We start from the raw sequence: 21,718 nt of genomic DNA on the forward strand, positions 1-21,718 counted from the left end.
TCACGGTCTTTTAGTGAAGCGGAGCAGCGGCAGGGTCAGGCCTTGACCGGAGTCTTTTCCGTAGCCTGCGTGTAGTCATCGAACGGCATGTCGTCCAGGTCGATCAGCGGATTCTCGTCCTGGGTGGCCACCAGTTCGCGGGCCTCGGCCTGGGTGTCCACGCTGGGCATGGAGCCGGGCAGCGGGCGGTTGGCGGATTCCTTCAGGAAGTAGATTCCGATCGCACCGGCCACGGAGGTTGCCATCAGGTAGTAGGCGGGCATCATGTCGTTGCCCGTGACCTTGATCAGCAGTTCCACAATGAAGGGTGTGGTGCCGCCGAAGATGGCCACCGCGAAGTTGTAGGAGATGCCCATGGCGCCGTAACGGCTGGAGGTGGGGAACTGGGCCGGCAAGGCGGACGCCAGGTTGGCCACATAGAACGTGACGGGGAAAGCGATCAGTGCCAGGCCCGCCAGCGTGGACCAGATTTCGCCGATTCCGATCAACATGAACGCCGGAATGGCCAGGACGATGGTGCTCAGCGCGCCGACCCACAGGACAGGGCGACGGCCGACGCGGTCCGAGAGGCGTCCGGTGAGCGGAATGCAGAGTGCCATGACTACCAGGACCGGGATGGTCAGCAGCGTGCCGTGGAGTTCGTCGTAACCCTTGGAGTCCGTGAGGTACGTCGGCATGTAGGACGTCAGGGCATAACCGGCGGTGTTGGCCGCGGCCACCACAACCATTGCGGTGATGATGGGGCGCCAGTACGCCTTCACGATTCCCACCGGGCCCTTGGCCGAGGCGACGTCACCGTCGGTGGCGTTCTTGGCGAGTTCCTCCTGCGCGTCCAGGGTTGCCTGGAACTGCGGGGATTCCTCGATTTTGCTTCGGAAGTACACGGCGATCAGGCCCAGCGGTCCGGCCACGAGGAACGGAATGCGCCAGCCCCAGTCCTCCATGGTTTCCTGGCCCAGGGTAAGCTGCAGCACCGAAACAAGTGCCGCACCCATGGCAAAGCCCATGTAGCTGCCGAGGTCCAGGAAGCTGGCGAAGAAGCCCCTGCGCTTGTCAGCGGCATATTCACTGACGAAAGTTGTGGCACCGGCGTACTCGCCGCCGGTGGAGAAGCCCTGAATGATCTTAAGCAGGACCAGCAAGCCGGCCGCCCACAGGCCGATCTGCGCGTAGCCGGGCAGCAGGCCGATGGCGAAGGTGCTCGCAGCCATGATCATGAGGGTGGTGGCCAGAATCTTCTGCCTGCCAACCTTGTCACCCAGCCAGCCGAAGATCACGCCGCCAAGGGGGCGTGCAATGAAGGTGGCGGCGAATGTTCCCAGCAGGAACAGGTTTCGCGTGGAGGGATCTGATTCCGGCAGGAAGACCGGACCCATGGTGGTGATGAGGTAGCCGAAGACTCCCACGTCGTACCACTCCATGGTGTTGCCAACGATGGTTCCACCCAGTGCTTTCTTCAGCATGGGCTGGTCCACGACATTGACGTCGGATTCCTTGAGCCTGCGGCGAGGCAGCAGCCTCGGCTTCTTGGCGCTTTGGGGCGCACCGCCCTCAGGCAAAATATTGTCGGTTCCGCGGGCGTTGTTCACGCCTGCTGAAGAGTCGGTCATGCTTCGGTCTTTGGGCATTTGGGCTTCTCCCGTGGAGGTCATTTGCTTGCGACTTGTAGCTGCCCCGCTCCGGGCAGGCTTTCAATTTTACGCGAATTCCATGGAGTTTCCGAGTTAAGTGGCGTATGATCCCCTGTTTCCGTGGCCGATACGGTGCCAAAACGAAAATTGTTTTGCGCCGTTTCACCGCGCCAGCACTGGGAACGCTGCGATGTCGCCCATCGTTACCAAAGCTTTTTCGATTACGCGGCCCAAATGGGCCCAAACGGGCCGAAAACGGGCCGCTTCATGGACCCGGCCGCCGCTTCAGGCCGGTGCCCGAAGCAGTCCGAGCCGGGGGTTCCCAACCGGCCGGATTACTGCCTAAGGTTGACCCATGGGAGGCGTACTTCCGTGTTGATCCCCAGGCCGACTCTCGTCGTCGTGACTTCTCCACCGCGATCTTGCAGCGTGTGCGTCCGCAACTCATGACCGCCACCCGATTCCGCACCACAAGGAGAACATCCGTGACTGACAAAGACACCACCCGGAACGCCGAACAGACGTCAGGCCCGAACCCCCAAGCGCAGGATGCCGAAGCGCAGGACGCCGAAGCGCAGGACGCCGGCCAGGGCATCAAATCGCGGCTGACGGACGCCCAGCGGGAAATGCTGGCAAGCAAGTCCCGCGGCGGCGCAGGTTCGCAGAGCGTCTCGCACGGCCATAAGCCCACGCAGGCTAGCGGCAAGCAAGGCCCTGCCCAGAAAAAAGTCCGCTGGTAGGGCCTGCAGACAAGGAGTAACTGCAGTCCTACTATGGGTGGACACTTCATTTCAATGCGGAAAGGAAGAACACAAATGGCTGAGAAGAATCCTGGGGAACAGCTGGAGCCGGAACTCGCCAGTCACCTGACGGAATCCATGGACGAGGTACCCGCGCCGGAGACTGAGCCCGTCGCCACCCCGGCCTCGGCAAACGGGCCCAAATGGCCGGACGGCAGCGGCAAACACAAGCACCCCAAGGACCGCGGCACACTGCACGGCCGCGAACACGAGACTGCGGTGGGTGCCATCCACCGGACCAGCCGGCCGCAGGTTCCGCACCACGACTAAGGGTCCGGAGCGCGCCGGCTTCCGGTGCTACGGCCCCGCCAATGCCCCGGTGTCCGCCTGCAAAGGGCGGACACCGGGGCATTTCCGTGCCGTCACGCGATGACGCATCATCCCGATTCCGCCACGACGTCGTCGGCGTTTTTGTCCAGGCGCCAGCCGCGCCACACCGGGTGCCGCAGTTTCCCGCCGCCGGTCCATTCCCCGAAGGTAACTTCGCCCACCAGTCCGGGAGTCACCCAGTGCGCATCGGAGGCGTCGGCAGCGGGAACCTCGGTGAAGGGAGAGGTCTTCCTGGACAGCGTGTCCACCTGCAGCCGCAGTTCCTTCAGTTCCCGGTCGCTGAATCCGCTGCCCACGCGTCCCACGTAGCGCAGCTTGGCGCCATCGGGGATGCCTACCAGCAATGACCCCACGGAGCCTTGCCGCGACCCCTTGCCGGGGCGCCAGCCGCCCACCACCACTTCCTGGGTGCGCTCGAACTTCAGCTTCAGCCAGGACCTGCTGCGCTCCCCGCTGACATACCGGCCGTCAAGGCGTTTTGCCATGATTCCTTCGAGGCCCAGTTCCCTGGCGCTCTCGAGGATGTGCTCCACCTCGTGGTCCAGGACTTCGGACAGGTGCACGGGGCAGCCGTCCGGCCAATCCAACTGCTCCAAGCGTGCCCGGCGCTTCCGGAGCGGCATCCTGCGGAGGTCCTCGCCGGCGTCGGAGAGCAGGTCGAACACCATCAGCCGTACCGGAGTCACTGCCCGCACTTTGGCGACGTCGGCCGGCTTGGTCAGTTTCATCCGCGTCTGCAGCAGCCCGAAATCGGGCCGCCCGGAAGGCCCGACGGCGACGATCTCGCCGTCGGCGGTGAAGCTCTGCTCCGGCCAGCAGCTGCGGTCTGTCAGTTCCGGGTAGCTTGCGGTCATGTCATTGCCGTTACGGCTGATGAGCCGGATCCTGTCGGCGTCGCCGATGATAAGCGCACGGATGCCGTCCCATTTCAGTTCGAACTGCCAGTCCAGGCCGCGGAGGTCGGCCGGGGTCCCGGCGCTAGCCAGCATCGGCAGGAAATCCGGCGAGAAGTCCGGCGGGGAGTCCGGGGGCGGCTCATCCCGCTTTTGTGCTTCTGTGGGGGCGCCGGCGGCCGGGGGAGGGCCGGAGGCTGCCGGCGCACCGTGCCGTTTGCGGTCCATCAGATGGATGAGCCACTGGGCCTGCTCCGGCGATTTCGAGGTGCCGCTGTCCCGGCTGGTCCGGATCAGCGCGAACTTCCTGGTTCCGCCAAGGCCGCCGCCGTCCGCCCCCGTGAGGGTTGCGATGACTTCCTTGCCCGCGATCCATTTGTCGCATTCGTAGTAGCCGTGGTCCCAGATGGTGACATTCCCTGCACCGTACTGGCCTTTGGGGATGGTGCCCTCGAAATCGAGGTAGTCCATAGGGTGGTCTTCAGTCTGGACCGCAAGGTGGTTCTGCGCCCCTGATGTCGGCACGCCCTTCGGAAGCGCCCAGGACACCAGCACGCCGTCCCGCTCCAGCCGGAAGTCGTAATGCAGCCGGCTGGCGTGGTGCTCCTGGATCACAAACCGCTCCCTGATGGTGCCGGCGGCGGGGTCGGCCCGGTGACGGTCGGCGCTGAACGGTTCGGGGGTCCCTTCCGGATCCCGCATGGAGCGGTACTTTTCCAGCCTCGGGTCCATGCTGCCGCCGTCGGCCGTTGCACTGTCGCGGGATCCGAATCCGCCGCCGTCGTGGTGGGCCTGAACGTGGCCGCCGCCCGCGGTGATTGCCGCGAACGGATCCTTGCCATCTTTCACCCGCCGCATGACCTCCCGATAGTCCAGCTGCTTCAGCGCGGGGGAGGCCAGCTCACGCCACGTCCTCGGGGCGGCCACAGTGGGGCGGAGCCGGCCGCGGAGGGAGTACGGGACGATAGTGGTCTTCGCCGCGTTGTTCTGGCTCCAGTCCACCAGCACCTTGCCCGTGCGGAGCGTCTTCTTCATGTCGCTGACAGCCAGGTCCGGGTGGTCCGATTCCAGTGCGCGGGCAAGTTCGTGGGCGAACTCGGAGATCTGGTCCGAGCTCTGTGTGCCGTCGAGGCCGGCGTAGAGGTGGATGCCCTTGCTGCCGCTGGTCACCGGGACGGGATCCAGGCCAACGTCCTTCAGGATGGCGCGGGCAAGCCGGGCCACTTCGACGCACTCGGCCAGGCCGGCGCCTTCGCCGGGATCCAGGTCCAGCACCAGCCGGTCCGGGTTCATCGGATTCCCGTGCGGGTCCACGCGCCACTGGGGGACGTGGATTTCCAGGGAACCCATCTGGGCCAGCCACGTCAGGGTGGCGGCGTCATTGACCAGAGGGTACTGGTTGGTGCGCTCCTTGTGGCGGATGGATGCCCGCGGAATCCAGCCCGGGGTGGACTCGTCCAGGTTCTTCTGGAAGAACATCTGACCCGGGGCCTCCGCGGTTCCCACGCCGTTGACCCAGCGCTTGCGCGTGGCCGGCCGGTTCGCAGCGGCGGGGATCAGCACCGGCGCGACGGCGGCGTAGTACGCCAGGACGTCCGCCTTGGTGGTGCCCGTCTCCGGGTACATCACCTTGTCCAGGTTGGTGACCACCAGTTCACGGCCCTGGACCCGGACACGTTCCCTACTGCCTGCCAAAGGTCTTCACCTCCGGGCAACTGTGATGTTCACTTGATCCATGAGAGCCATATGGAAAGGCGCTATCGCATTTGGGCTGGTCAACGTGCCGGTCAAGGTCTACAGCGCCACCGAGGACCACGACATCGGGCTCCACCAGGTCCACAACGCCGACGGCGGGCGCATCCGCTACCAGCGCCGCTGCGAGGTGTGCGGCGAGATCGTTGACTATTCGGACATCGACAAGGCCTACGAGGAAGACGGCCGCACTGTGATCCTCACCAAGGATGAGCTCAAGTCCATCCCGGCGGAGAGCAGCCACGAGATCGAAGTGGTGCAGTTTGTCCCCTCCGAGCAGCTCGACCCCATCATGTTCGAGAAGAGCTATTACCTCGAACCCGACTCCAAGTCGCCCAAGGCGTATGTGCTCCTCCGCCGTGCGCTGGAGGACACGGACCGGGTGGCCGTGGTGCAGTTCGCGCTCCGCGAGAAGACCCGGCTTGGTGCCCTGCGGATCCGGGATGACGTCCTGGTGCTGCAGTCCCTGCTGTGGGCCGACGAGGTGCGGGAAGCGGCGTTCCCCGCCCTGGAAACCACCGTCCGGATCACCGCCCAGGAACGCGAGATGTCCGCAGCCCTGGTGGACTCCATGGCCGGGGACTTTGAGCCCGGCCAGTTCACGGATGACTACCAGGTGCAGCTCCGCAAGCTCATCGACGCCAAGATCGAGCAGGGCGAGTCCCTGGATACGGAACAGACGTTCGGCGCCGAGGCCGCCGAAGCGGGCAGCGGCGAAGTGATCGACCTGATGGAAGCCCTCAAGCGAAGCCTGGAAAAGAAGCGGGGCGGCGGCAGTGCCGATGCGGCACAGGCCGACGACGCCGGGAAGGCTCCCGCGAAGGCCTCCCGGTCTGCTGCCTCGGGCCGGTCCGCAGCGTCGAAAGGCGCGGGTGCCAAGACGACGGCGGCCCGTTCGACGGCTTCCAAGGCAACCGCTTCCAAGGCAACCGCCTCCAAAGCTCCGGCCAAGACGGCCGGCAAGGCAGCTGCGACGGAGCCGGCCGCCAAGGAGCCGGCCAAGAGCCGGCGGAAAGGGGCCTGAGGTACGGTAACCCATTGCAGCCGCGGTCAGGAGTTTCTGAGCGCTGAAATGAGCTCGCTTTTCTTCTTGCTGGAGTAACCCGTCAGCCCGATTTCCTTGGCTTTGGCCTTCAGCTGGGCCACCGTCCAATCTTCATAATCGCCGCTCTTGCCGCCCTTGCGGCCCACTGCGGAGCGCCCCCTGCTGGCGGCGGCATTGGAAATGCGGGCGGCTTTCTGCTTGGAGGCGCCGTCTTCGCGGAGCTCTTCGTACAGCTCCGGGTCCCTGAGGCCGGGGTTCTTTTTCTCGGGCATGGTCAGCTCGGATCCGACGGTTCAGCGTCGTCAATGAACGGGTCCATTCCCGCCGGACGCTGCGGCGAAGGGGTGGGCGTGTGCGGCGGCTGCGGGTGGGGTGCTTGGGCAGCGGACGCGTGTGCGTGGTGCGCCGGGGCGTTCGCCGCGAAGCCTGCCTCTTCTCTGGTTTCCTCGACTTCTCCGTTGTCTACGGCAGAACGCCAGGCGCCTGTCTCAATCCCGCGCGATTCGATGAACTGCTTGAACCGTTTGAGGTCGGCGCTGATCTGGTGGCTGTCCGCTCCCACCGCCGAGCCCGCTTTCTCCAGCAGCCCCTCGGGCTCCCATTCCAGCGCAACGGTGACCCTGGTCCGATCCGGGCCGAGGGGTTCGAAGGAGACCTCGCCGGCGTTGCGCGGCTTGTCCGTGCTGACCCAGGCGATGCGCCGGTCCGGCAGCTGCTCGGTGATCTGCGCGCTGTATTCGCGCTTGACCCCGGCGATGTCCGTCCGGAAATGCAGGGACGTCTCGTCGATCTGTTGGACGGACTCCACTCCCCGCATGAACTCCGGGAATGACTCGAACTGGGTCCATTGGTTGTAGGCGGTGGACACGGGAACATCCACCTCGATGGTTTCCTGCAGGGTAGCCACTGTCTCATCCTCTTTCCGCAGGGGAACGTGCCCCCGATTGCGGGTCTGTTGATCGGCGTGTCGCCACAATGCCACGCTAATCGGGCCGCCAGGCAAACACAAGGATTTACTAAGGCTGCTTAGTTCAGGGTCCGGGAGTCAAAAGCAGGGAGCCAAAAGCCGGGAGTTAAAAAGCAGCGGCCGGCCCGTGCGCCGCCCGCCCGTACAAGGGAGGTGGCGCAGCGGGCCGGCCGCTGACTGCTGTACCGAAGGCGGACTGTACTAGCCCGCCGTGCCGCTACTCGGCGTCGTGATCGGTTTCCAGGATCTGGACCAGGTGGTCCAGGGCGGTGTCGGCGCCGTCGCCCTCGGCGCGGAGGACCACAACGTCGCCGTGTGAGGCGCCCAGGCTCATGAGGGACAGGATGCTGGCCGCGTCCATGGCCTCGTCGGCCGGCTCGCCCTGGCGGGCAATGGTGATCTCGTGCGGGTACTCGCCGGCCGCCTCGGCGAAGATGGCGGCGGGGCGGGCGTGCAGGCCCACGCGGCTTGCGATGGTGGCGGTGCGTTCGAACATGTGTGCTCCTTGGATATCAGGTCGGGACAGGTGGTTGGAAAGCGTCCGAACCGGGTCAGACAGTTACTGGAACCGGCTCCACGGTATCAACGGACTTGCGGACGGCCCAGCGCTTGAGGGCGATCACTGCCAGGGCGGTGATCACGGTACCGACAAGGATCGACACAACGAACATCACGAAGTTGTCGATCGCGAAGAAGACGAAGATGCCGCCGTGGGGGGCCTTCGAGCCTACGCCCGCTGCCATGGAGATGGCACCGGTCACGGCGCCGCCGAGCATGCTGGCGGGGATGACGCGGAGCGGGTCGGCCGCGGCGAACGGGATGGCGCCTTCGGAGATGAAGGATGCCCCCAGCAGCCAGGCGGCCTTGCCGTTTTCACGCTCGGCCAGGCTGAAACGCTTCTTGTCCAGGACGGTGGAGGCGAGGGCCATGGCCAGCGGCGGAACCATGCCCGAGGCCATGACGGCTGCCATGATCTGCCACGGTGCCTGGTTGTCCAGGGTTGCGGCACCCAGGCCGGCGACGGCGAACGAGTAGGCAACCTTGTTGACCGGGCCGCCGAGGTCGAAGCACATCATGAGGCCCAGGATGATGCCGAGCGCGATGGCGCTGGCACCGGTGAGTCCGGAGAGCCAACCGTTCAGGCCCTTGGTGATGGCTACGATCGGGGCGCCCAGGATCAGGAACATCAGGCCGGAAGCCACGAGCGAAGCCACCAGCGGAATGATCACCACGGGCATCAGGCCGCGCAGCCAGCGGGCCACCTGGATCTTGCCGATGGAATGGGCAATGTAACCGGCCAGGAGGCCGCCGACGATGCCGCCCAGGAAGCCTGCACCCATGAACCCTGCGACGGCGCCTGCCACGAAGCCCGGGGCGATGCCCGGGCGGTCGGCGATGCCGTAGGCGATGTAGCCGGCCAGTGCGGGGACCAGGAAGCCGAGGGACAGGGCACCGATCTTGAAGAGCACTGCACCGAGGTAGGCGCCGAGCGGACCCCAGGCGTTTTCAGGGTATTCGGTAGGCAGGTTGAAGATGCTGTTGTCCACCACAATGGTGTCCGCGAACTGGGTAATCAGGTAGCCGCCCATCAGGAAGCCCAGGGCGATCAGGAGGCCGCCACCTGCCACGAACGGGATCATGTAGCTGACGCCGGTGAGGAGCGCCTTCTTCAGCTTCTGGCCGATGTGCTCGCCCTTTTCGGTGGCCTCGGCTTCAGCCTGCTCCTCCGCGCCGTAGTGCGGGACACGGCGGGCATTGGGGTTGTCCGCGGCGGCCAGCGCCTCCTGGACCATCTTGTCCGGCTCGTCGATGCCGCGCTTGACCGGAGCGTTGATGACCGGCATGCCGGCGAAGCGCTCCTTGCCGCGGACGTCCACGTCCACCGCGAAGATCACGGCGTCAGCGGCTGCGATCACCGCGGGGTCCAGCGGCTTGGCGCCGGAGGAGCCCTGGGTTTCCACCTGCAGGTCCACTCCGACTTCCTTGGCAGCTGCCACGAGGGAGTCGGCGGCCATGTAGGTGTGGGCGATGCCCGTGGGGCAGGCCGTCACGGCCACGAGGCGCTTGGGGCCCCCGGACCGGGAGCCGGTGGCGGCACCGGGGGACGGTGCTGCGGCTGCGCTTGCCCCGGCCGCTGCGCTTGCTGTTGCGGGTTCTGCGGCGGCGGCGGGCTTGTCGGCAAGGGCGCCCTCCACCAGTTCGACAATGTCGGCCTGGGTGGTGGCTGCGCGCAGGGAAGCGGTGAAGTCCTTCTTGATCAGCGAACGGGCCAGCTTGGACAGGAGCTTAAGGTGCTCCTGGTCTGCGCCCTCAGGGGCCGCGATGAAGAAGATGAGGTCCGCCGGGCCGTCTTTGGCGCCGAAGTCCACAGGCTGCGAGAGCCGGGCCATGGCCAGGGTGGGCACCGTCACCGCAGTGGAGCGGCAGTGCGGAATGGCAATTCCGCCGGGAACGCCGGTGGCGGTTTTGGACTCCCGGGCAAAGGCGTCCGTGAAGAGGCCTTCCGCCTCGCTGGCGCGTCCTGTGGCGGCAACCCTGCCGGCCAAATGGCGGATCACGTCCTCGGGCGAGTTGCCCAGGTTCTGGTCTAGCTCGACCAGATCAGTAGTAATGAGCTGAGTCACTGTCAGTCCTTCCGGAGGGCCGTGATGGTTACGGCATCAGGGGTGGTTTGGTGGACCGCCGGAACTGTGGAGCCCGGCAGGGAGGCGGCAGCGGCACCATGTGCCACTGCCTGACGGAGGCAGTCGGCCGGGGCGGCGCCCAGGCTGGAGGCCAGCAGGTAGCCGGCAAGGGATGAATCTCCCGCGCCGACCGTGCTGACCGCTTTGACCGGCGGGTGCGTGGCCAGCCACGCGCCGTCGGCCGTCACAAGTACCGCACCCTTGGAACCGAGCGTTGCCAGCACGGCACCTACACCGGAACGCACGACGGCGGCGGCGGCTGCCGCGGCAGCCTCCGGATCCGCTTCCAGTTCGTCAGCGGTGGACGCCGTGGCGAAACCGGCTGCGGCAGCCAGTTCAGCCAGTTCTTCGGCGTTGGGCTTGAGGAGGTCCGGCATGCCTGACGCGTCGCCCGAGAGGGCGGCGGCGAGGGGAGCGCCGGACGAGTCGACGGCGATGAGCGGCGTCGACTGTTGTGTGCCGTTGCCGGCATGCGTGGAGCGTAGCCGCCGGGTGACGGTGGCATAGAAGTCCGCCGGAACTCCGGGTGGGAGCGAACCGGCGAGGACGACCCAGCTGGCACCGCGGGACCGCTCCAGCAGCAGCCCGATCAGGGCTTCCTGCTGGTCTTCGCTCAGCACCGGGCCGGGTTCGTTGATCTTGGTGGTGACCCCGTCCGGCTCCGTCAACGCCACGTTGGTGCGCAGCGGCTCGTGGATGGCAAGGGCGGCGAAGGGGACTCCGCTGTCACGAAGCCCCGCCAGCACGGGATCGGAGTCGCCGCCCGGCAGGACGGCTACGGTTTCCAACCCGGAGGCCACCAGGGCGCGGGAGACGTTGACGCCTTTGCCGCCCGATTCCTGGCTGACGGAGATGGCCCGCTGCACTTCCCCGCGCAGCAGGGGCGAGGGGAGGCCCACGGTACGGTCCAGGCTCGGGTTGGCGGTCAGGGTGACAATCACGCGATCACCACGTCAACGCCGGCGTCAGCAAGCGCCGCTGCTAGTTCCGGGCTGGGTTCACTGTCTGTAATCAAGGTGTCCAGATCTTTCAACGAGGCGAACTGGACCAGCGTTTCCGCATCCAGCTTGGACGAATCGGCCAGCACCACAATGCGGCGTGCCGATTGGACGAAGGCAGCCTTGACGGCGGCTTCTTCAGGATCGGGCGTGCTCAGCCCGAAGGCCGAGTGGATTCCGTTGGCGCCGATGAAGGCGATGTCCGGGCGGATCCGGTGGGCAGCGTCCACGGTGGACTGCCCCACCGCAGCCTGGGTGAGGCCGCGGACCCGGCCGCCCAGGAGGTGGAGGGCGATGCCTGGCTCGCCAGCCAGTTTCGCAGCGATGGGGACCGCATGGGTGATGACCACCAGTTCGTTCTCCGAACCGGCGGACGGCGAAGCGGAGGGGTCAGCCAGGCGCAGGGCGATCAGGTCCGCCAGGGCTTCCGTGGTGGAGCCTGCGTCCACGAGGATGCTGCCGGCCGGGTTTTGCGGGATGAAAGCCAGGGCGGCCTCGGCGATGCGCAGCTTCTCCGGCTGCCGCTGGATGGTCCGCTCGAGGATGCTTTCCTCGGTGGTGCTGATCCGGTCCGGGGCGACGGCGCCGCCATGGACCCGGCGGACGGTGCCGGCTGATTCCAGGGCGGCGAGGTCGCGCCGGACGGTTTCGGTGGTGATGTTGAAGCGTTCGGCAAGGGCGGTCACGCTGGCACGGCCGCTTTCGGCGACTAGACCTGCCATCAGCTGCTGGCGCTCCTCGGCGAACACTTACCCTCCATTGCGTAAATACTGCTGGCATTTCCGGAACTGCTATCAGTGACTGCCATCACATGATGTTGAATTGCTTGACTTTATCTTTGTTCTTGTTGGTTTGTCAATGAAAACAACACGAACAAAGATCCCGCCGGCGAGTTTTTGTCCAGATCGAAGGAGCTCGAGGCCTCCGAAGTCGCGATAAGTGGACAAAAACTCCGGTGCCGGGCGGGGCGGGTCCCTCTTAAGACGGCGGAAGCCGGGCCGGACCGTGGTGGTCTGGCCCGGCTTCCGGGATGTTCTCAATGCGGTGCGCCGGTGTCCGTCGGCTTTCCGAGGACAACGGCGGCCGGAGGGTCATGGCTAGATGCCGCCGTCCCGGCTCTCATTGCGGACAATGCGCTCGCCCGTGTTCGGGTCCACCACTGACCGGGTTTCACTTACCCGGCGGGTGCGCCCCGGCGATGCCAGGACCAGCGAGGCGATCAGGCCTATGACGCCAACGGCCATCAGGATGTAGCCGATCAGGGTCTGGTCCACATACGGGATCAGGCCCGGGGTGACGGCCCACGCCAGGATGGCACCGAGGGCGATAAGGAAAATGGAGGAACCGATTCTCATGACTTGCTCCTAGCTGTCCGGGGGACGTGCGGGCAAAAACTTGATCAGCATGCTGTCTAGCGACACGCTACAGTCCGCCTCCTGACGTTTCAATGAACGGGACGGCGCGCGCCGGAGTCGTGTCACAGTCGTTATTTGCCGTGATATTGCCGGCGGCGGCGGAGTAACACCGGCGGCCCGAGGCGTGTCCCGCGTACTGTGTATTGCGTCCGCGGCAATCAGCCCGCAGCGACAACAGATCCCAGGAGCAGTGTTACCCATGTCTGAACCATTCCCCGCGGTTGTAGTCACCGGCCTGGGAGCAGTGACCCCCGTCGGCTCCACTGCCGGCGAAACATGGGACGCCCTCCTGGCCGGGCGCTCCGGGATAGTACCCCTCGACGAGGAGTGGGCCGCCGGGCTGCCGGTGCGCATCGCAGGACGCGTTACGGCCGATGTCCCGTCGCTGCTCTCCACCCTGGAATACAAGAGGATGGACCGCTGCGGCCATCTGGCACTCATCGCCGCCCGCGAAGCCTGGGCGCACGCGGGCCGGCCCGGGACCGACCCGGAACGGCTCGCCGTCGTCATCGGCTCCGGCTACGGAGGACTGGATACCACCCTGGAGCAAACCCGGACCCTGGACGTCAAGGGGGCGCGCAGGGTTTCCCCGCACACCCTTACCCGGATTATGGTCAACGGGCCTGCGGCCTGGGTCTCCATCGACGTGGGCGCCCGCGGCGGGGCGCGGACGCCAGTCAGTGCCTGCGCCTCCGGCGCTGAGGCGATCTCGCAGGCGGCCGACATGATCCGGAGCGGTGCCGCCGACGTGGTGATCGCCGGCGGGGTGGACTCCTGCATCAACGGCCTGACCATCAGCGGGTTCTCGCAGATCAGGGCGCTCTCCACCCGCAACGATAGCCCGCAGGCCGCCTCCCGGCCCTTTGACCGCGACCGGGACGGCTTTGTCATGGCCGAGGGCGCCGGGATCGTGGTCCTGGAGCGCGAAGACCACGCCCGCGCCCGCGGAGCCGAGGTGCTCGGGGTCATTGCAGGCAGTGCCGTCACCTCCGACGCCGTGGACATCGTTGCGGCCGACCCCGCCATGCAGCGCCGCGTCCTGCAGAAAGCCATTGCCGCTGCCGGCCTCACCGGGGAGGACATCGACTTCGTGCATGCCCATGCGACCTCCACCCCGGTGGGGGACCGGCTCGAAGCGGAAGCCATCGGCGCCGTCGTCGGACATTCAGTTCCGGTTACGTCCACGAAATCCCTCACCGGTCACCTGCTGGGCGGGGCCGGGGCGCTCGGTGCCATCGTCACGATCCAGGCGCTCCGCACGGGCGCCATTCCGGGCACCCTCAACCTCGACAACACGGACCCGGGCATCCACCTCAACATCGTTTCGGAAACAACCCGGGCATCCGCGGCGAAGGCCGGCATCTCCAATGCGTTCGGGTTCGGGGGCCACAGCGCCTCGCTGGTGATCACCGCGGGCTGAGGGCCTCCCCGGAAAGTTAGGCTGATGCGATGGAGACAGTCGTATGGTCCAGGCCGGAGAACCAGCGCGCCGGCACGCCGCTGCTGGTCATGATGCACGGCTACGGAACGGACGAGGTGCGCATGTCTGACCTCTTCGGCCAGCTGCCGCCCGAGTTTACTTGCGCGGCGCTGCGCGCGCCCAAGGTGATCGGCGATGACTACGGCTGGTTCCTGCTGGACTACTTCCTGACCCATGACTTCGCTGACGTCATTTCCGTCAGCAACAAGGTGTTCGACTGGATCAATTCAGTCAGGGCGCAGCACAGCAGCGTAAGCCTGCTGGGTTTTTCGCAGGGCATGGCCATGGCCAGCACGCTGCTGCGGCTGCGGCCGCACGACTTCCGCGCCGTGGTGGGACTGTCCGGATTCGTCCTGGACAACGAACTGCTGGCCATGAGCGAATCGTTCGACGCCAAGCCGCCGTTCTTTTGGGGCAGGGACAAGGCCGACCTGGTGATCAACGACGCCGCCGTGGAGCACACCGAGGAGTGGCTCAACCGGAATACCCAGCTGACTGCACGGACCTATCCGGGGATGGGCCACACAATTTCCAAGCCGGAAATGGTTGACGTGAGCGCCTTCCTGCGCCACTACGTTCTCCGCTGAGGGCGGCAAGACCGCCCTCTCTGGTCCCGGGAAACCCGCAACATTCCGCACCCGCGGAAAAAACCAGTTGCGCGCTAAATTTGTAAGCGCTTACACTCTTCTTCGGCCATGTATCGGGCCCACGACTTCCGAAGAAGAAAGGGCTGAGCCCGTGTTGCATGGCTAGAGGACCGCGCGTGACCATCCAGGACGTTGCCGCATTGTCGGGGCTGTCCATCTGTACCGTTTCCCGTGCGCTGCGCGGGCTGCCCAACGTTTCGGAAACGGCCCAGGTGAAGGTGGCGGACGCCGCCACCAAACTCGGTTACAAAGCATCCTCGGCGGCAGCGCGCCTTGCCGGCGGCACCACCGGGTCCGTGGCCATCATCGCGCCCACCGCGACGGCGTGGTTCTTCGCCCAAGCTGTGGAGGCGGCCGAGGAAGTCTTCGCCGACAGCGGCTTCGACACCGTGCTCATCAGCCTGCGCAACACGCCCAGCGTCCACCGCAAGGTTTTCGGCGACCTGGATGCCCTGGCGCAGCGCGTGGACGGCGTCCTGCTGCTCAACATCGCCCTGAGCGACGCTGAAATCGACGCCCTGGCGTCGTCCGGACTGGCGGTCGCAAGCGTGGGCATGCACAACGTCCCCTGGGACAACGTGGGAATCGACAACGAGGACGCGGCATGGAAGGCGACCAACCACCTGCTCGGCCTGGGGCACTGGGACCTGGCCATCCTCTCCGGGCGCGAACCGGGGGAGCGCACCGTGGCCACGGCCACGGACCGGCTCAAAGGGTTCCACCGGGCGCTTGCCGAGCACCACTTAACCGTGGACCCGGATCTGGTCATGGACGCCGGTTCGAGCATCGAAGGCGGCCGCCGGGCCATGACCGAGCTCATCGAAAACCGCCGGATGCCCTCCGCGATCTTCGCCGGATGCGACGAAACAGCCTTCGGTGCCCTCATGGCCCTGCGCGAGCTCGGTTTGTCAGCGCCGAAAAACGTGTCCATCATAGGAATAGACGATCATCAGATGAGTTGGTTCCTGGGACTGAGCACAATCGCCCAGCCGGTAGCCGATCAGGGCGCCTTCGCCGCCAACCTGCTGATCGAAGGACTCCAACGTCCGGGGCCGCTGAGTGCCCCCGCCAGCCACGTGCTGGATACCAAACTGATCGAACGCAAAACCGCGCGACGGAAACGTTGAGTGAAAACGGTCAGTAGAAAGCTGAATCGCTGAGCGAAAACGCCAGCTACGGCCGCCGACGCCCGACTCCACCGGACCGGCCACTGGACCCGATGGTTCCGGTCCGCACCAAACCTGCAGTATCCATGCACTTCCCCTGCCGCCGTCTGAAAGGACATCGAGTACCGCATGACTGAGCTTTCCAACAGCACCACCGGTAACAGCACCACCTCCAGCTGGTCCGGCGCGTCCGCCATCCTCTTCGACCTCGACGGCGTGCTCACGCCGACGGCGATCGTCCACGAACGCGCCTGGCAGGAGCTCTTCGACGGCTACTTGCGGGACGTTCCCGAAGCGGACGGCTACCGCGAAAGCGACTACTTCGACCATATCGACGGCAAGCCCCGGTTCGACGGCGTCCGGGACTTCCTCGCCTCGCGCAGCATCGTGCTGCCCGAAGGCCCGGCGGACGACGATCCCGCCAACGACACTGTCCACGGCCTCGGCAACCGCAAGAACAAGGTTTTCAACGACATCGTCGAAGCCGGCGGCGTGGCACCCTACGAGGGCTCCGTTCGCTTCCTGGAAGCCGTACTCTCGCTGGGACTCAAGGTCGCCGTCGTCTCCTCCTCCCGGAACGCGCCGGCCGTGCTGCAGGCGGCGGGACTGGCGCACCACTTCCCGGTGGTGGTGGACGGGGTCGCCGCCGCTGCCGCGGGACTGCCCGGAAAGCCCAGCCCGGCCACCTACGAATACGCGGCGCAACTGCTGGGCCTCCCCAGCGAGGAGTGCGTGGTGGTGGAGGACGCCGTGTCCGGGGTCCAGGCCGGTAACGCAGGCACCTTCCATTCGGTGATTGGAGTGGACCGCGGAGCCGGCCGGCAGACGCTCCTGGACGCCGGCGCCACCCTGGTGGTTGAGGACCTGAACGAACTCCTCTAGACCGACCACACGCCCCCCAACCTGCACCAACGCCAAAAGGAACCCCAACAGCCATGGCACTCATCACCTCTGACCGTGCTCGTTTCCCTAACGACCCCTGGCAGCTCGTGGAGACAGTCCACCTTCCCGGAAACGCCGGAACCCTGGAGACCCTCTTCAGCCTGGGCAACGGCCATCTTGGCATCCGCGGCGCCCACTGGGCCTCCGCGGACGCTGACCTGCCCGGAAGCTTCATCAACGGCTTCCACGAAACCTGGGACATCAAGCACGCGGAAAACGCCTACGGCTTTGCCCGCACGGGCCAGCGGATCCTCTACATCCCGGATATCAACAACTTCACGGTGATTATCGACGGCGAGACGCTGACCCTCAGCGAATCAACGGTGCTGGACTACCGCCGCTCCGTTGACTTCGCCACCGGGATCTACGAATGCCGGATCACCTGGCAGTGCCGTTCCGGTGCCACCGTGACCACCACTGAGCGCCGGGCCGTGGGCTACCAGTCCCGCGGCACCCTGGGCATCAGCCTCGAAGTCGCCGCGGACCGGGACATCTACGCGGACGTCACATCCTCCGTCATCAACCGCCAGGACCAGCCAGTGGAGGACCACTCCACCCACGATCCGCGGCGGGCCGGGCGGCACGCCGGCCGCGTCCTGCTGCCGGTACGGCTCGACGGCGGGGACGGCTCGCTGCGTCTCTCCTGGGAAGCAGCCGAGTCCCGGCAGCGGGTCGGCCTGGCCGTGGACCACTGGACGTCGGCTGACGTGCAGCCGTTCGAGACCCTGGTGGACCAGGACGACAGCAGCGTCCGGTACGTCCTCGCCGTGAGCGCAGACCAGCCCTTCCGCCTCGAGAAGAGCGCCAGCTACGCCGTGGCTCGGGCCTTCCGCGAAGGAGCCGTGGACGGCGGTTCCCCGCAGGACCCGTCCGAAGCAGCGGAGGGCGCCCTGCAGCCCGTCAGCGCGATCTTCGCCGAAAGCGAGGCGCACTACCGGGACTACTGGGCCACCACGGACATTGTGGTGGGTGGCCAGCCCGAACTGCAGCAGGCCATCCGCTGGAACCTCTTCCAGCTGGCCCAGGCCACCGCCCGCGCGGACGTTGCCGGCATCCCGGCCAAGGGCGTCAGCGGCTCCGGCTACGAGGGGCACTACTTCTGGGACCAGGAAGTGTACCTGCTGCCGTACCTGACCTACACCAGCCCGGACAACGCGCGCCAGGTGCTGGAGTTCCGGCACGAGATGCTGCCGGACGCCAAGGTCCGGGCCAAGGAACTGAGCGTGGACGGCGCCCTGTTCCCGTGGCGCACCATCAACGGGCTCGAAGCCAGCGCCTATTACGCCGCCGGCACCGCGCAGTTCCACATTGCTGCCGCCGTCGCCTTCGCCACCAACAGGTACATGTGGGCCAGCGGCGACGCGGAGTTCAAGCAGGGCATGGGCGCGGAGCTGTTAATCGAGACTGCCCGGATGTGGGTGTCCCTTGGCTTCTTCGGCAAGGACGGGCTGTTCCATATCCACGGCGTCACCGGCCCGGACGAGTACACGGCCGTGGTGAACGACAACCTCTACACCAACGTCATGGCGCGGTTCAACCTCCGCACCGCGGCGGCCCTGGACCACCCGGAAATCGACGACGCAGAACGCGAACTCTGGGAACAGGCCGCGCTCCGGATGCAGCTGCCCTACGACGAAGACCTCGAGGTGTATTCGCAGGACAACGACTTCATGACCCTGGAGCCGTGGGACTGGAGCACGCCCCGGTCCAAGTACCCGCTGCTGCTGAACTTCCACCCGCTGGTGATCTACCGCCACCAGGTCCTCAAGCAGGCGGACACCGTGCTGGCGATGTTCCTGCAGTGGCAGGACTTCACGGCCGAGGAAAAGCGCAGGGCGTTCGACTTCTACGATCCGATCACCACCGGCGACTCCACCCTGTCCGCCTGCGTCCAGGGGATCATGGCCGCCGAGGTGGGCTACGGGAAAGCCGCGCTGGACCACTTCACCCATGCGCTGTACATCGACCTTGACGACACCCACGGCAACACGATCGACGGCGTGCACATTGCCTCCACCGGCGGTGTCTGGAGCTCGCTGGTCAGCGGCTTCGCAGGCCTGCGCGACCAGGGCGAGGTACCGTTCTTCGATCCGCGGCTGCCAGCCGAATGGGATGGCCTGACCTTCCACCTCAAGGTGCGGGACCGCCTCCTCTTCGTGGAGCTGGACCAGGGATCGATCAGCCTCAGCATCCGGGACGGCGAACCGCTGGACGTCAACGTCCGCGGTGAGGTGCTCACCGTCGGCAACGACGTTGCCCGGGTGCCGCTGGCCCCCGTCGGCGCGCCGGAGCCCACCATCTTCCCGAGCGGACTTCCGACGGCGTCCATCCCGATGGTGCGCGCCCGCAGCTAAGCACGCAGTAGTCCCAACAGACGGGCGGGATCAACCGAACGGTTGATCCCGCCGTCGTGCTCCGGCGAAAGACTGGAGGGGTGAAAAAACTCTTCCATGCCTCTTTTGCCTATGCCATTGCCGGAGTCCTCTCCGGCCTCTATTACCGTGAGTTCACCAAGGCCTACGGCTTTACCGGGGAGTCCCAGCTGGGCCTGGTGCACACGCACTGGCTGGTGCTGGGCTTCGTCGTTTTGCTGATGGTGCTGATGCTGGAGAAGGTCTTCGCCCTCTCCGCTGCCGCGCCGAAGCTGTCGGCCTGGTTTTTCCGGACCTGGAACGCCGGCGTGGTGGTGACCGGCGGAATGATGCTGGTCAAGGGGTCGCTCGTTGTCGCCGGCGCGGACGCAGGTTCCAAAGCCCTGGCCGGGATTGCCGGCACCGGACACATCCTGCTGACTGCCGGCCTGGTGCTGCTTTTCCTGGCCCTCCGGAAGGCGCTGAGGGCGGTTCCCGGGACGGCGCCCCGCAGCGGGACGGCGCCCCGCGGCGGGCTGGAGACGCGCGGCGCGGGGAGCGTGGCCTAGGGGCTGTCCGCCGACTCCCGGTCCGCGGCACTGCGGTCCAGCGGGTGTGCCAGCTCGTCGGCCGGCATCCGGGCCACCACCATTGCCACTACTGCCATGACAGGGCACACGCCGCCGGCCACCAGGAAGATCGCCCACGTGGGCACCACCTCTGCGGCGGGGCCGGCCAGCGCCATGGAGACGGGCATCAGGGCCAGCGATACAAAGAAGTCCAGGCTGGAGACGCGGCCCAGCAGGTGGGCGGGAACGCGCCGCTGCAGGAGCGTGCCCCAGATGACCATGCCGATGCCGCCGGTCGCACCGAACACGAAGAGCGCCGCGGCAACCATCCAGAAGCTGTCCATGATTCCAACGGCAGCGAGGGGAAGGCTGCCGGCACCCCACGAAACCATCATCACCGTGAGGTAGCGGCGCGGCAGCGCGAAGGACGCCGTGGCCAGGGAAGCGGCCGCTCCGCCGACGCCCATCACCGCCAGCAGGAATCCGAACATGCGCGAATCGCCGCCCAGCTGGTCGCGGACAACGAACGGCAGCAGCACCTCGATGGGTCCGATCAGGAACAGCACCGAGATGCAGGCCCAGAGCAGCGTCCACAACAACCATGGCGTCCGGAGTGTGTAGCTGACACCTTCGCGGAGGTCGTGGAAGAAGGACGTTTTGCCCCGTTCCGCCGCGGGTCCGCCGTCGATGCCCGGCCCGCCGTCGGTGCCGGGCGTTTCGAGGGCATGCTGGCCGAGGAAGTTGAGGATAATGAAGGCAAGCAGGTGGCATGCCGCCACGCCCGTGACGGCGTGCGAGGGGGACAACGCTGCCACCAGGATGCCGGCGACGGCGGGACCGGCCGCCTGTTGCAGGATGGGACGCATGGTCCCCTCCATGCCGTTGGCCGCCAGCAGGTCCTCTGCCGGCAGGATGCGGGGCAGGATGGCCGAGTAGGCCGGGAAGAAGAACGCCGCCCCCACACCCAGCACGAATGCGCCCACGGCAAGGTGCCACAGCTGCAGCCAGCCCGCCAGGGCCAGTCCGCTGATGGCGGCGATCACGGCGAGGTTGGTTCCTTCCACCGCGATGATCAGGAGCCGCTGCGGCACCCGGTCGGCGGCGATGCCGCCAGCCAGGACAAACGCCACGAGCCCCACGCTGCCGGCGGTGGCAACGAGGGACAGCTGAAGCGGTCCGCCGCCCAGGTGGATCACCTGGTAAACCATGGCCACGGCCCACATGCCGGAGCCGAAAATCGAGACGGCCAGCGCCGCAATCAGCACCCGGTATTCCCGGTGCACGAAGGGTCTGAGAGCTCTGGGGGCGGGCATATGGCCAGTCTAGGCCTGCTCCTCCAGCCGCGCCGCCGTGCCTGCCGGCACCATTTTCGCCGCTGCCCCGTTAGGCTCAACCCATGGGGAACAGTCCGGCAGGCACGTGGCGCCGCAGCATGGCATTCATCGGCAGCAACCCGGGACTTGCACTGCATCCGGTGGACCGCGAGGGCGTCCACATCCCCGGCGAACCCGCCAGCTGCTTCGCCTCCTTCTGGATGGCGGAATGGTCCAGATGGGGCACTGGAAACGCCCTGCTGGTCGCCACCCGCCAGGGCTGGCGAAGCTACGGCCCCAACGGGTACTTCGCCGAGACTCTGGCCAATGAACTGACCCGCCACTTTCCGGAAGCAGCGCGGTTCCCCCTGGTTGAAATCACCCACACCCAGGACGAGTTCGACGTCGAACTCGACATCGAGCGCGGTTTCCGGGCCGTCGGGGGCAAAGCGGAACTTGAGATCAGCGGCGTCCTGGACCGCCGCCAGTTCCTGGCCCCCGAATTCCAGCTTGGCGGAAGCAGTGCAGCCCTGAGCAACGTGTACCTGCCATGCAGCACGGGACGGCTGTCGGAATTCGGGGTGGAATGGCCCGGTGCGCCCACGGTGTATCCCGGACCCCGGGGGCCGTCGTCGTCCGCATATATTGCGGTGGCCGAGTCATGGGTCATGTAGCAAGGTGGCTTAGTGTTAAGGATGAGTGGCAGCCGCGAGCTGTCCCCGCACGGAGTGACCA

At 66.4% G+C, this 21,718-nt stretch carries 20 protein-coding genes; 10 read left to right on the top strand and 10 right to left on the bottom strand.

The window, feature by feature from the left end; translation table 11 throughout:
- Window positions 1-35: 35 nt before the first annotated feature.
- Window positions 36-1,628 (bottom strand): MFS transporter, encoded by a 1,593-nt coding sequence (locus ACSQ12_RS01680; RefSeq protein ID WP_209747975.1) that lies wholly within the window; start codon window positions 1,626-1,628, stop codon window positions 36-38.
- A 488-nt stretch (window positions 1,629-2,116) separates the two neighbouring features.
- Here ACSQ12_RS01680 and ACSQ12_RS01685 point away from each other — a divergent pair, with 488 nt between their 5' ends.
- The gene (locus ACSQ12_RS01685) at window positions 2,117-2,371 is read left to right on the top strand and encodes a hypothetical protein (protein WP_436064071.1); all 255 of its coding nucleotides are present in this window, start codon (window positions 2,117-2,119) and stop codon (window positions 2,369-2,371) included.
- Between the two features lie 75 nt (window positions 2,372-2,446).
- Window positions 2,447-2,701: a hypothetical protein gene (locus tag ACSQ12_RS01690; protein WP_436064072.1), complete on the top strand. Its 255-nt coding sequence runs from the start codon at window positions 2,447-2,449 to the stop codon at window positions 2,699-2,701.
- Window positions 2,702-2,808: 107 nt separating this feature from the next.
- On the opposite strand, the gene ACSQ12_RS01695 is transcribed toward ACSQ12_RS01690, so the two are convergent.
- A complete protein-coding gene (locus ACSQ12_RS01695) occupies window positions 2,809-5,349 on the bottom strand; it encodes an ATP-dependent DNA ligase (protein WP_436064073.1) in 2,541 nt (846 codons plus the stop codon).
- Between the two features lie 40 nt (window positions 5,350-5,389).
- Here ACSQ12_RS01695 and ACSQ12_RS01700 point away from each other — a divergent pair, with 40 nt between their 5' ends.
- Window positions 5,390-6,430: a Ku protein gene (locus ACSQ12_RS01700; protein WP_436064074.1), complete on the top strand. Its 1,041-nt coding sequence runs from the start codon at window positions 5,390-5,392 to the stop codon at window positions 6,428-6,430.
- Between the two features lie 26 nt (window positions 6,431-6,456).
- Here ACSQ12_RS01700 and ACSQ12_RS01705 read toward each other — a convergent pair whose 3' ends face one another.
- The 7 genes from ACSQ12_RS01705 to ACSQ12_RS01735 all read right to left on the bottom strand — a co-directional run bounded on the left by ACSQ12_RS01705 (window position 6,457) and on the right by ACSQ12_RS01735 (window position 12,455).
- The gene (locus ACSQ12_RS01705; protein ID WP_436064075.1) at window positions 6,457-6,723 is read right to left on the bottom strand and encodes a DUF7218 family protein; all 267 of its coding nucleotides are present in this window, start codon (window positions 6,721-6,723) and stop codon (window positions 6,457-6,459) included.
- A 2-nt stretch (window positions 6,724-6,725) separates the two neighbouring features.
- On the bottom strand, window positions 6,726-7,358 hold the full coding sequence (locus ACSQ12_RS01710) for an SRPBCC family protein (protein WP_209747966.1): 633 nt from the start codon (window positions 7,356-7,358) through the stop codon (window positions 6,726-6,728).
- Between the two features lie 277 nt (window positions 7,359-7,635).
- Window positions 7,636-7,914 carry an HPr family phosphocarrier protein gene (locus tag ACSQ12_RS01715; protein WP_028270626.1) on the bottom strand — a complete coding sequence of 93 codons (279 nt, stop codon included), beginning with the start codon at window positions 7,912-7,914 and terminating at the stop codon, window positions 7,636-7,638.
- Between the two features lie 55 nt (window positions 7,915-7,969).
- Window positions 7,970-10,042 (bottom strand): PTS fructose transporter subunit IIABC, encoded by a 2,073-nt coding sequence (locus ACSQ12_RS01720; protein ID WP_436064076.1) that lies wholly within the window; start codon window positions 10,040-10,042, stop codon window positions 7,970-7,972.
- A gap of 2 nt (window positions 10,043-10,044) precedes the next feature.
- Window positions 10,045-11,043, bottom strand: coding sequence for a 1-phosphofructokinase family hexose kinase (locus tag ACSQ12_RS01725; RefSeq protein WP_209747962.1), 999 nt, complete (start codon window positions 11,041-11,043; stop codon window positions 10,045-10,047).
- A complete protein-coding gene (locus tag ACSQ12_RS01730; protein WP_436064077.1) occupies window positions 11,040-11,849 on the bottom strand; it encodes a DeoR/GlpR family DNA-binding transcription regulator in 810 nt (269 codons plus the stop codon). The genes ACSQ12_RS01725 and ACSQ12_RS01730 overlap by 4 nt, the downstream gene beginning before the upstream one ends.
- A gap of 348 nt (window positions 11,850-12,197) precedes the next feature.
- Entirely contained in the window at window positions 12,198-12,455 is a 258-nt protein-coding gene (locus ACSQ12_RS01735; protein WP_209747958.1) for a DUF6458 family protein, read from the bottom strand.
- 259 nt (window positions 12,456-12,714) lie between these two features.
- On the opposite strand from ACSQ12_RS01735, the gene ACSQ12_RS01740 reads away from it, so the two are divergent.
- The 6 genes from ACSQ12_RS01740 to ACSQ12_RS01765 all read left to right on the top strand — a co-directional run bounded on the left by ACSQ12_RS01740 (window position 12,715) and on the right by ACSQ12_RS01765 (window position 19,670).
- The gene (locus ACSQ12_RS01740; RefSeq protein ID WP_436064078.1) at window positions 12,715-13,935 is read left to right on the top strand and encodes a beta-ketoacyl-[acyl-carrier-protein] synthase family protein; all 1,221 of its coding nucleotides are present in this window, start codon (window positions 12,715-12,717) and stop codon (window positions 13,933-13,935) included.
- Window positions 13,936-13,964: 29 nt separating this feature from the next.
- On the top strand, window positions 13,965-14,582 hold the full coding sequence (locus ACSQ12_RS01745) for an alpha/beta hydrolase (protein WP_436064079.1): 618 nt from the start codon (window positions 13,965-13,967) through the stop codon (window positions 14,580-14,582).
- A 176-nt stretch (window positions 14,583-14,758) separates the two neighbouring features.
- Window positions 14,759-15,769: a LacI family DNA-binding transcriptional regulator gene (locus ACSQ12_RS01750; RefSeq protein WP_307864460.1), complete on the top strand. Its 1,011-nt coding sequence runs from the start codon at window positions 14,759-14,761 to the stop codon at window positions 15,767-15,769.
- Between the two features lie 168 nt (window positions 15,770-15,937).
- Window positions 15,938-16,690 carry an HAD family hydrolase gene (locus tag ACSQ12_RS01755; RefSeq protein WP_436064080.1) on the top strand — a complete coding sequence of 251 codons (753 nt, stop codon included), beginning with the start codon at window positions 15,938-15,940 and terminating at the stop codon, window positions 16,688-16,690.
- A gap of 53 nt (window positions 16,691-16,743) precedes the next feature.
- Window positions 16,744-19,104 carry a glycoside hydrolase family 65 protein gene (locus tag ACSQ12_RS01760; RefSeq protein ID WP_436064081.1) on the top strand — a complete coding sequence of 787 codons (2,361 nt, stop codon included), beginning with the start codon at window positions 16,744-16,746 and terminating at the stop codon, window positions 19,102-19,104.
- Between the two features lie 80 nt (window positions 19,105-19,184).
- Window positions 19,185-19,670 (top strand): DUF2871 domain-containing protein, encoded by a 486-nt coding sequence (locus ACSQ12_RS01765; protein WP_436064082.1) that lies wholly within the window; start codon window positions 19,185-19,187, stop codon window positions 19,668-19,670.
- Here ACSQ12_RS01765 and ACSQ12_RS01770 read toward each other — a convergent pair.
- Complete coding sequence (locus ACSQ12_RS01770; RefSeq protein ID WP_436064083.1) at window positions 19,667-20,983, bottom strand: MFS transporter; 1,317 nt, start codon at window positions 20,981-20,983, stop codon at window positions 19,667-19,669. The genes ACSQ12_RS01765 and ACSQ12_RS01770 overlap by 4 nt on opposite strands.
- An 83-nt stretch (window positions 20,984-21,066) precedes the next feature.
- Here ACSQ12_RS01770 and ACSQ12_RS01775 point away from each other — a divergent pair, with 83 nt between their 5' ends.
- Window positions 21,067-21,657: a hypothetical protein gene (locus ACSQ12_RS01775; protein WP_436064084.1), complete on the top strand. Its 591-nt coding sequence runs from the start codon at window positions 21,067-21,069 to the stop codon at window positions 21,655-21,657.
- Window positions 21,658-21,718: the final 61 nt, after the last annotated feature.

Origin of the sequence: Arthrobacter sp. LjRoot14 (assembly GCF_964253905.1) — a bacterium.
Lineage (GTDB): Bacteria > Actinomycetota > Actinomycetes > Actinomycetales > Micrococcaceae > Arthrobacter.

Bases quoted from the DNA above. Each gene is read 5' to 3' on its own strand.
- ACSQ12_RS01680 (WP_209747975.1), bottom strand. From the start codon at position 1,628: ATGCCCAAAGACCGAAGCATGACCGACTCTTCAGCAGGCGTGAACAAC.
- ACSQ12_RS01690 (WP_436064072.1), top strand. From the start codon at position 2,447: ATGGCTGAGAAGAATCCTGGGGAACAGCTGGAGCCGGAACTCGCCAGT.
- ACSQ12_RS01700 (WP_436064074.1), top strand. From the start codon at position 5,390: ATGAGAGCCATATGGAAAGGCGCTATCGCATTTGGGCTGGTCAACGTG.
- ACSQ12_RS01705 (WP_436064075.1), bottom strand. From the start codon at position 6,723: ATGCCCGAGAAAAAGAACCCCGGCCTCAGGGACCCGGAGCTGTACGAA.
- ACSQ12_RS01715 (WP_028270626.1), bottom strand. From the start codon at position 7,914: ATGTTCGAACGCACCGCCACCATCGCAAGCCGCGTGGGCCTGCACGCC.
- ACSQ12_RS01735 (WP_209747958.1), bottom strand. From the start codon at position 12,455: ATGAGAATCGGTTCCTCCATTTTCCTTATCGCCCTCGGTGCCATCCTG.
- ACSQ12_RS01740 (WP_436064078.1), top strand. From the start codon at position 12,715: ATGTCTGAACCATTCCCCGCGGTTGTAGTCACCGGCCTGGGAGCAGTG.
- ACSQ12_RS01745 (WP_436064079.1), top strand. From the start codon at position 13,965: ATGGAGACAGTCGTATGGTCCAGGCCGGAGAACCAGCGCGCCGGCACG.
- ACSQ12_RS01755 (WP_436064080.1), top strand. From the start codon at position 15,938: ATGACTGAGCTTTCCAACAGCACCACCGGTAACAGCACCACCTCCAGC.
- ACSQ12_RS01760 (WP_436064081.1), top strand. From the start codon at position 16,744: ATGGCACTCATCACCTCTGACCGTGCTCGTTTCCCTAACGACCCCTGG.
- ACSQ12_RS01770 (WP_436064083.1), bottom strand. From the start codon at position 20,983: ATGCCCGCCCCCAGAGCTCTCAGACCCTTCGTGCACCGGGAATACCGG.
- ACSQ12_RS01775 (WP_436064084.1), top strand. From the start codon at position 21,067: ATGGGGAACAGTCCGGCAGGCACGTGGCGCCGCAGCATGGCATTCATC.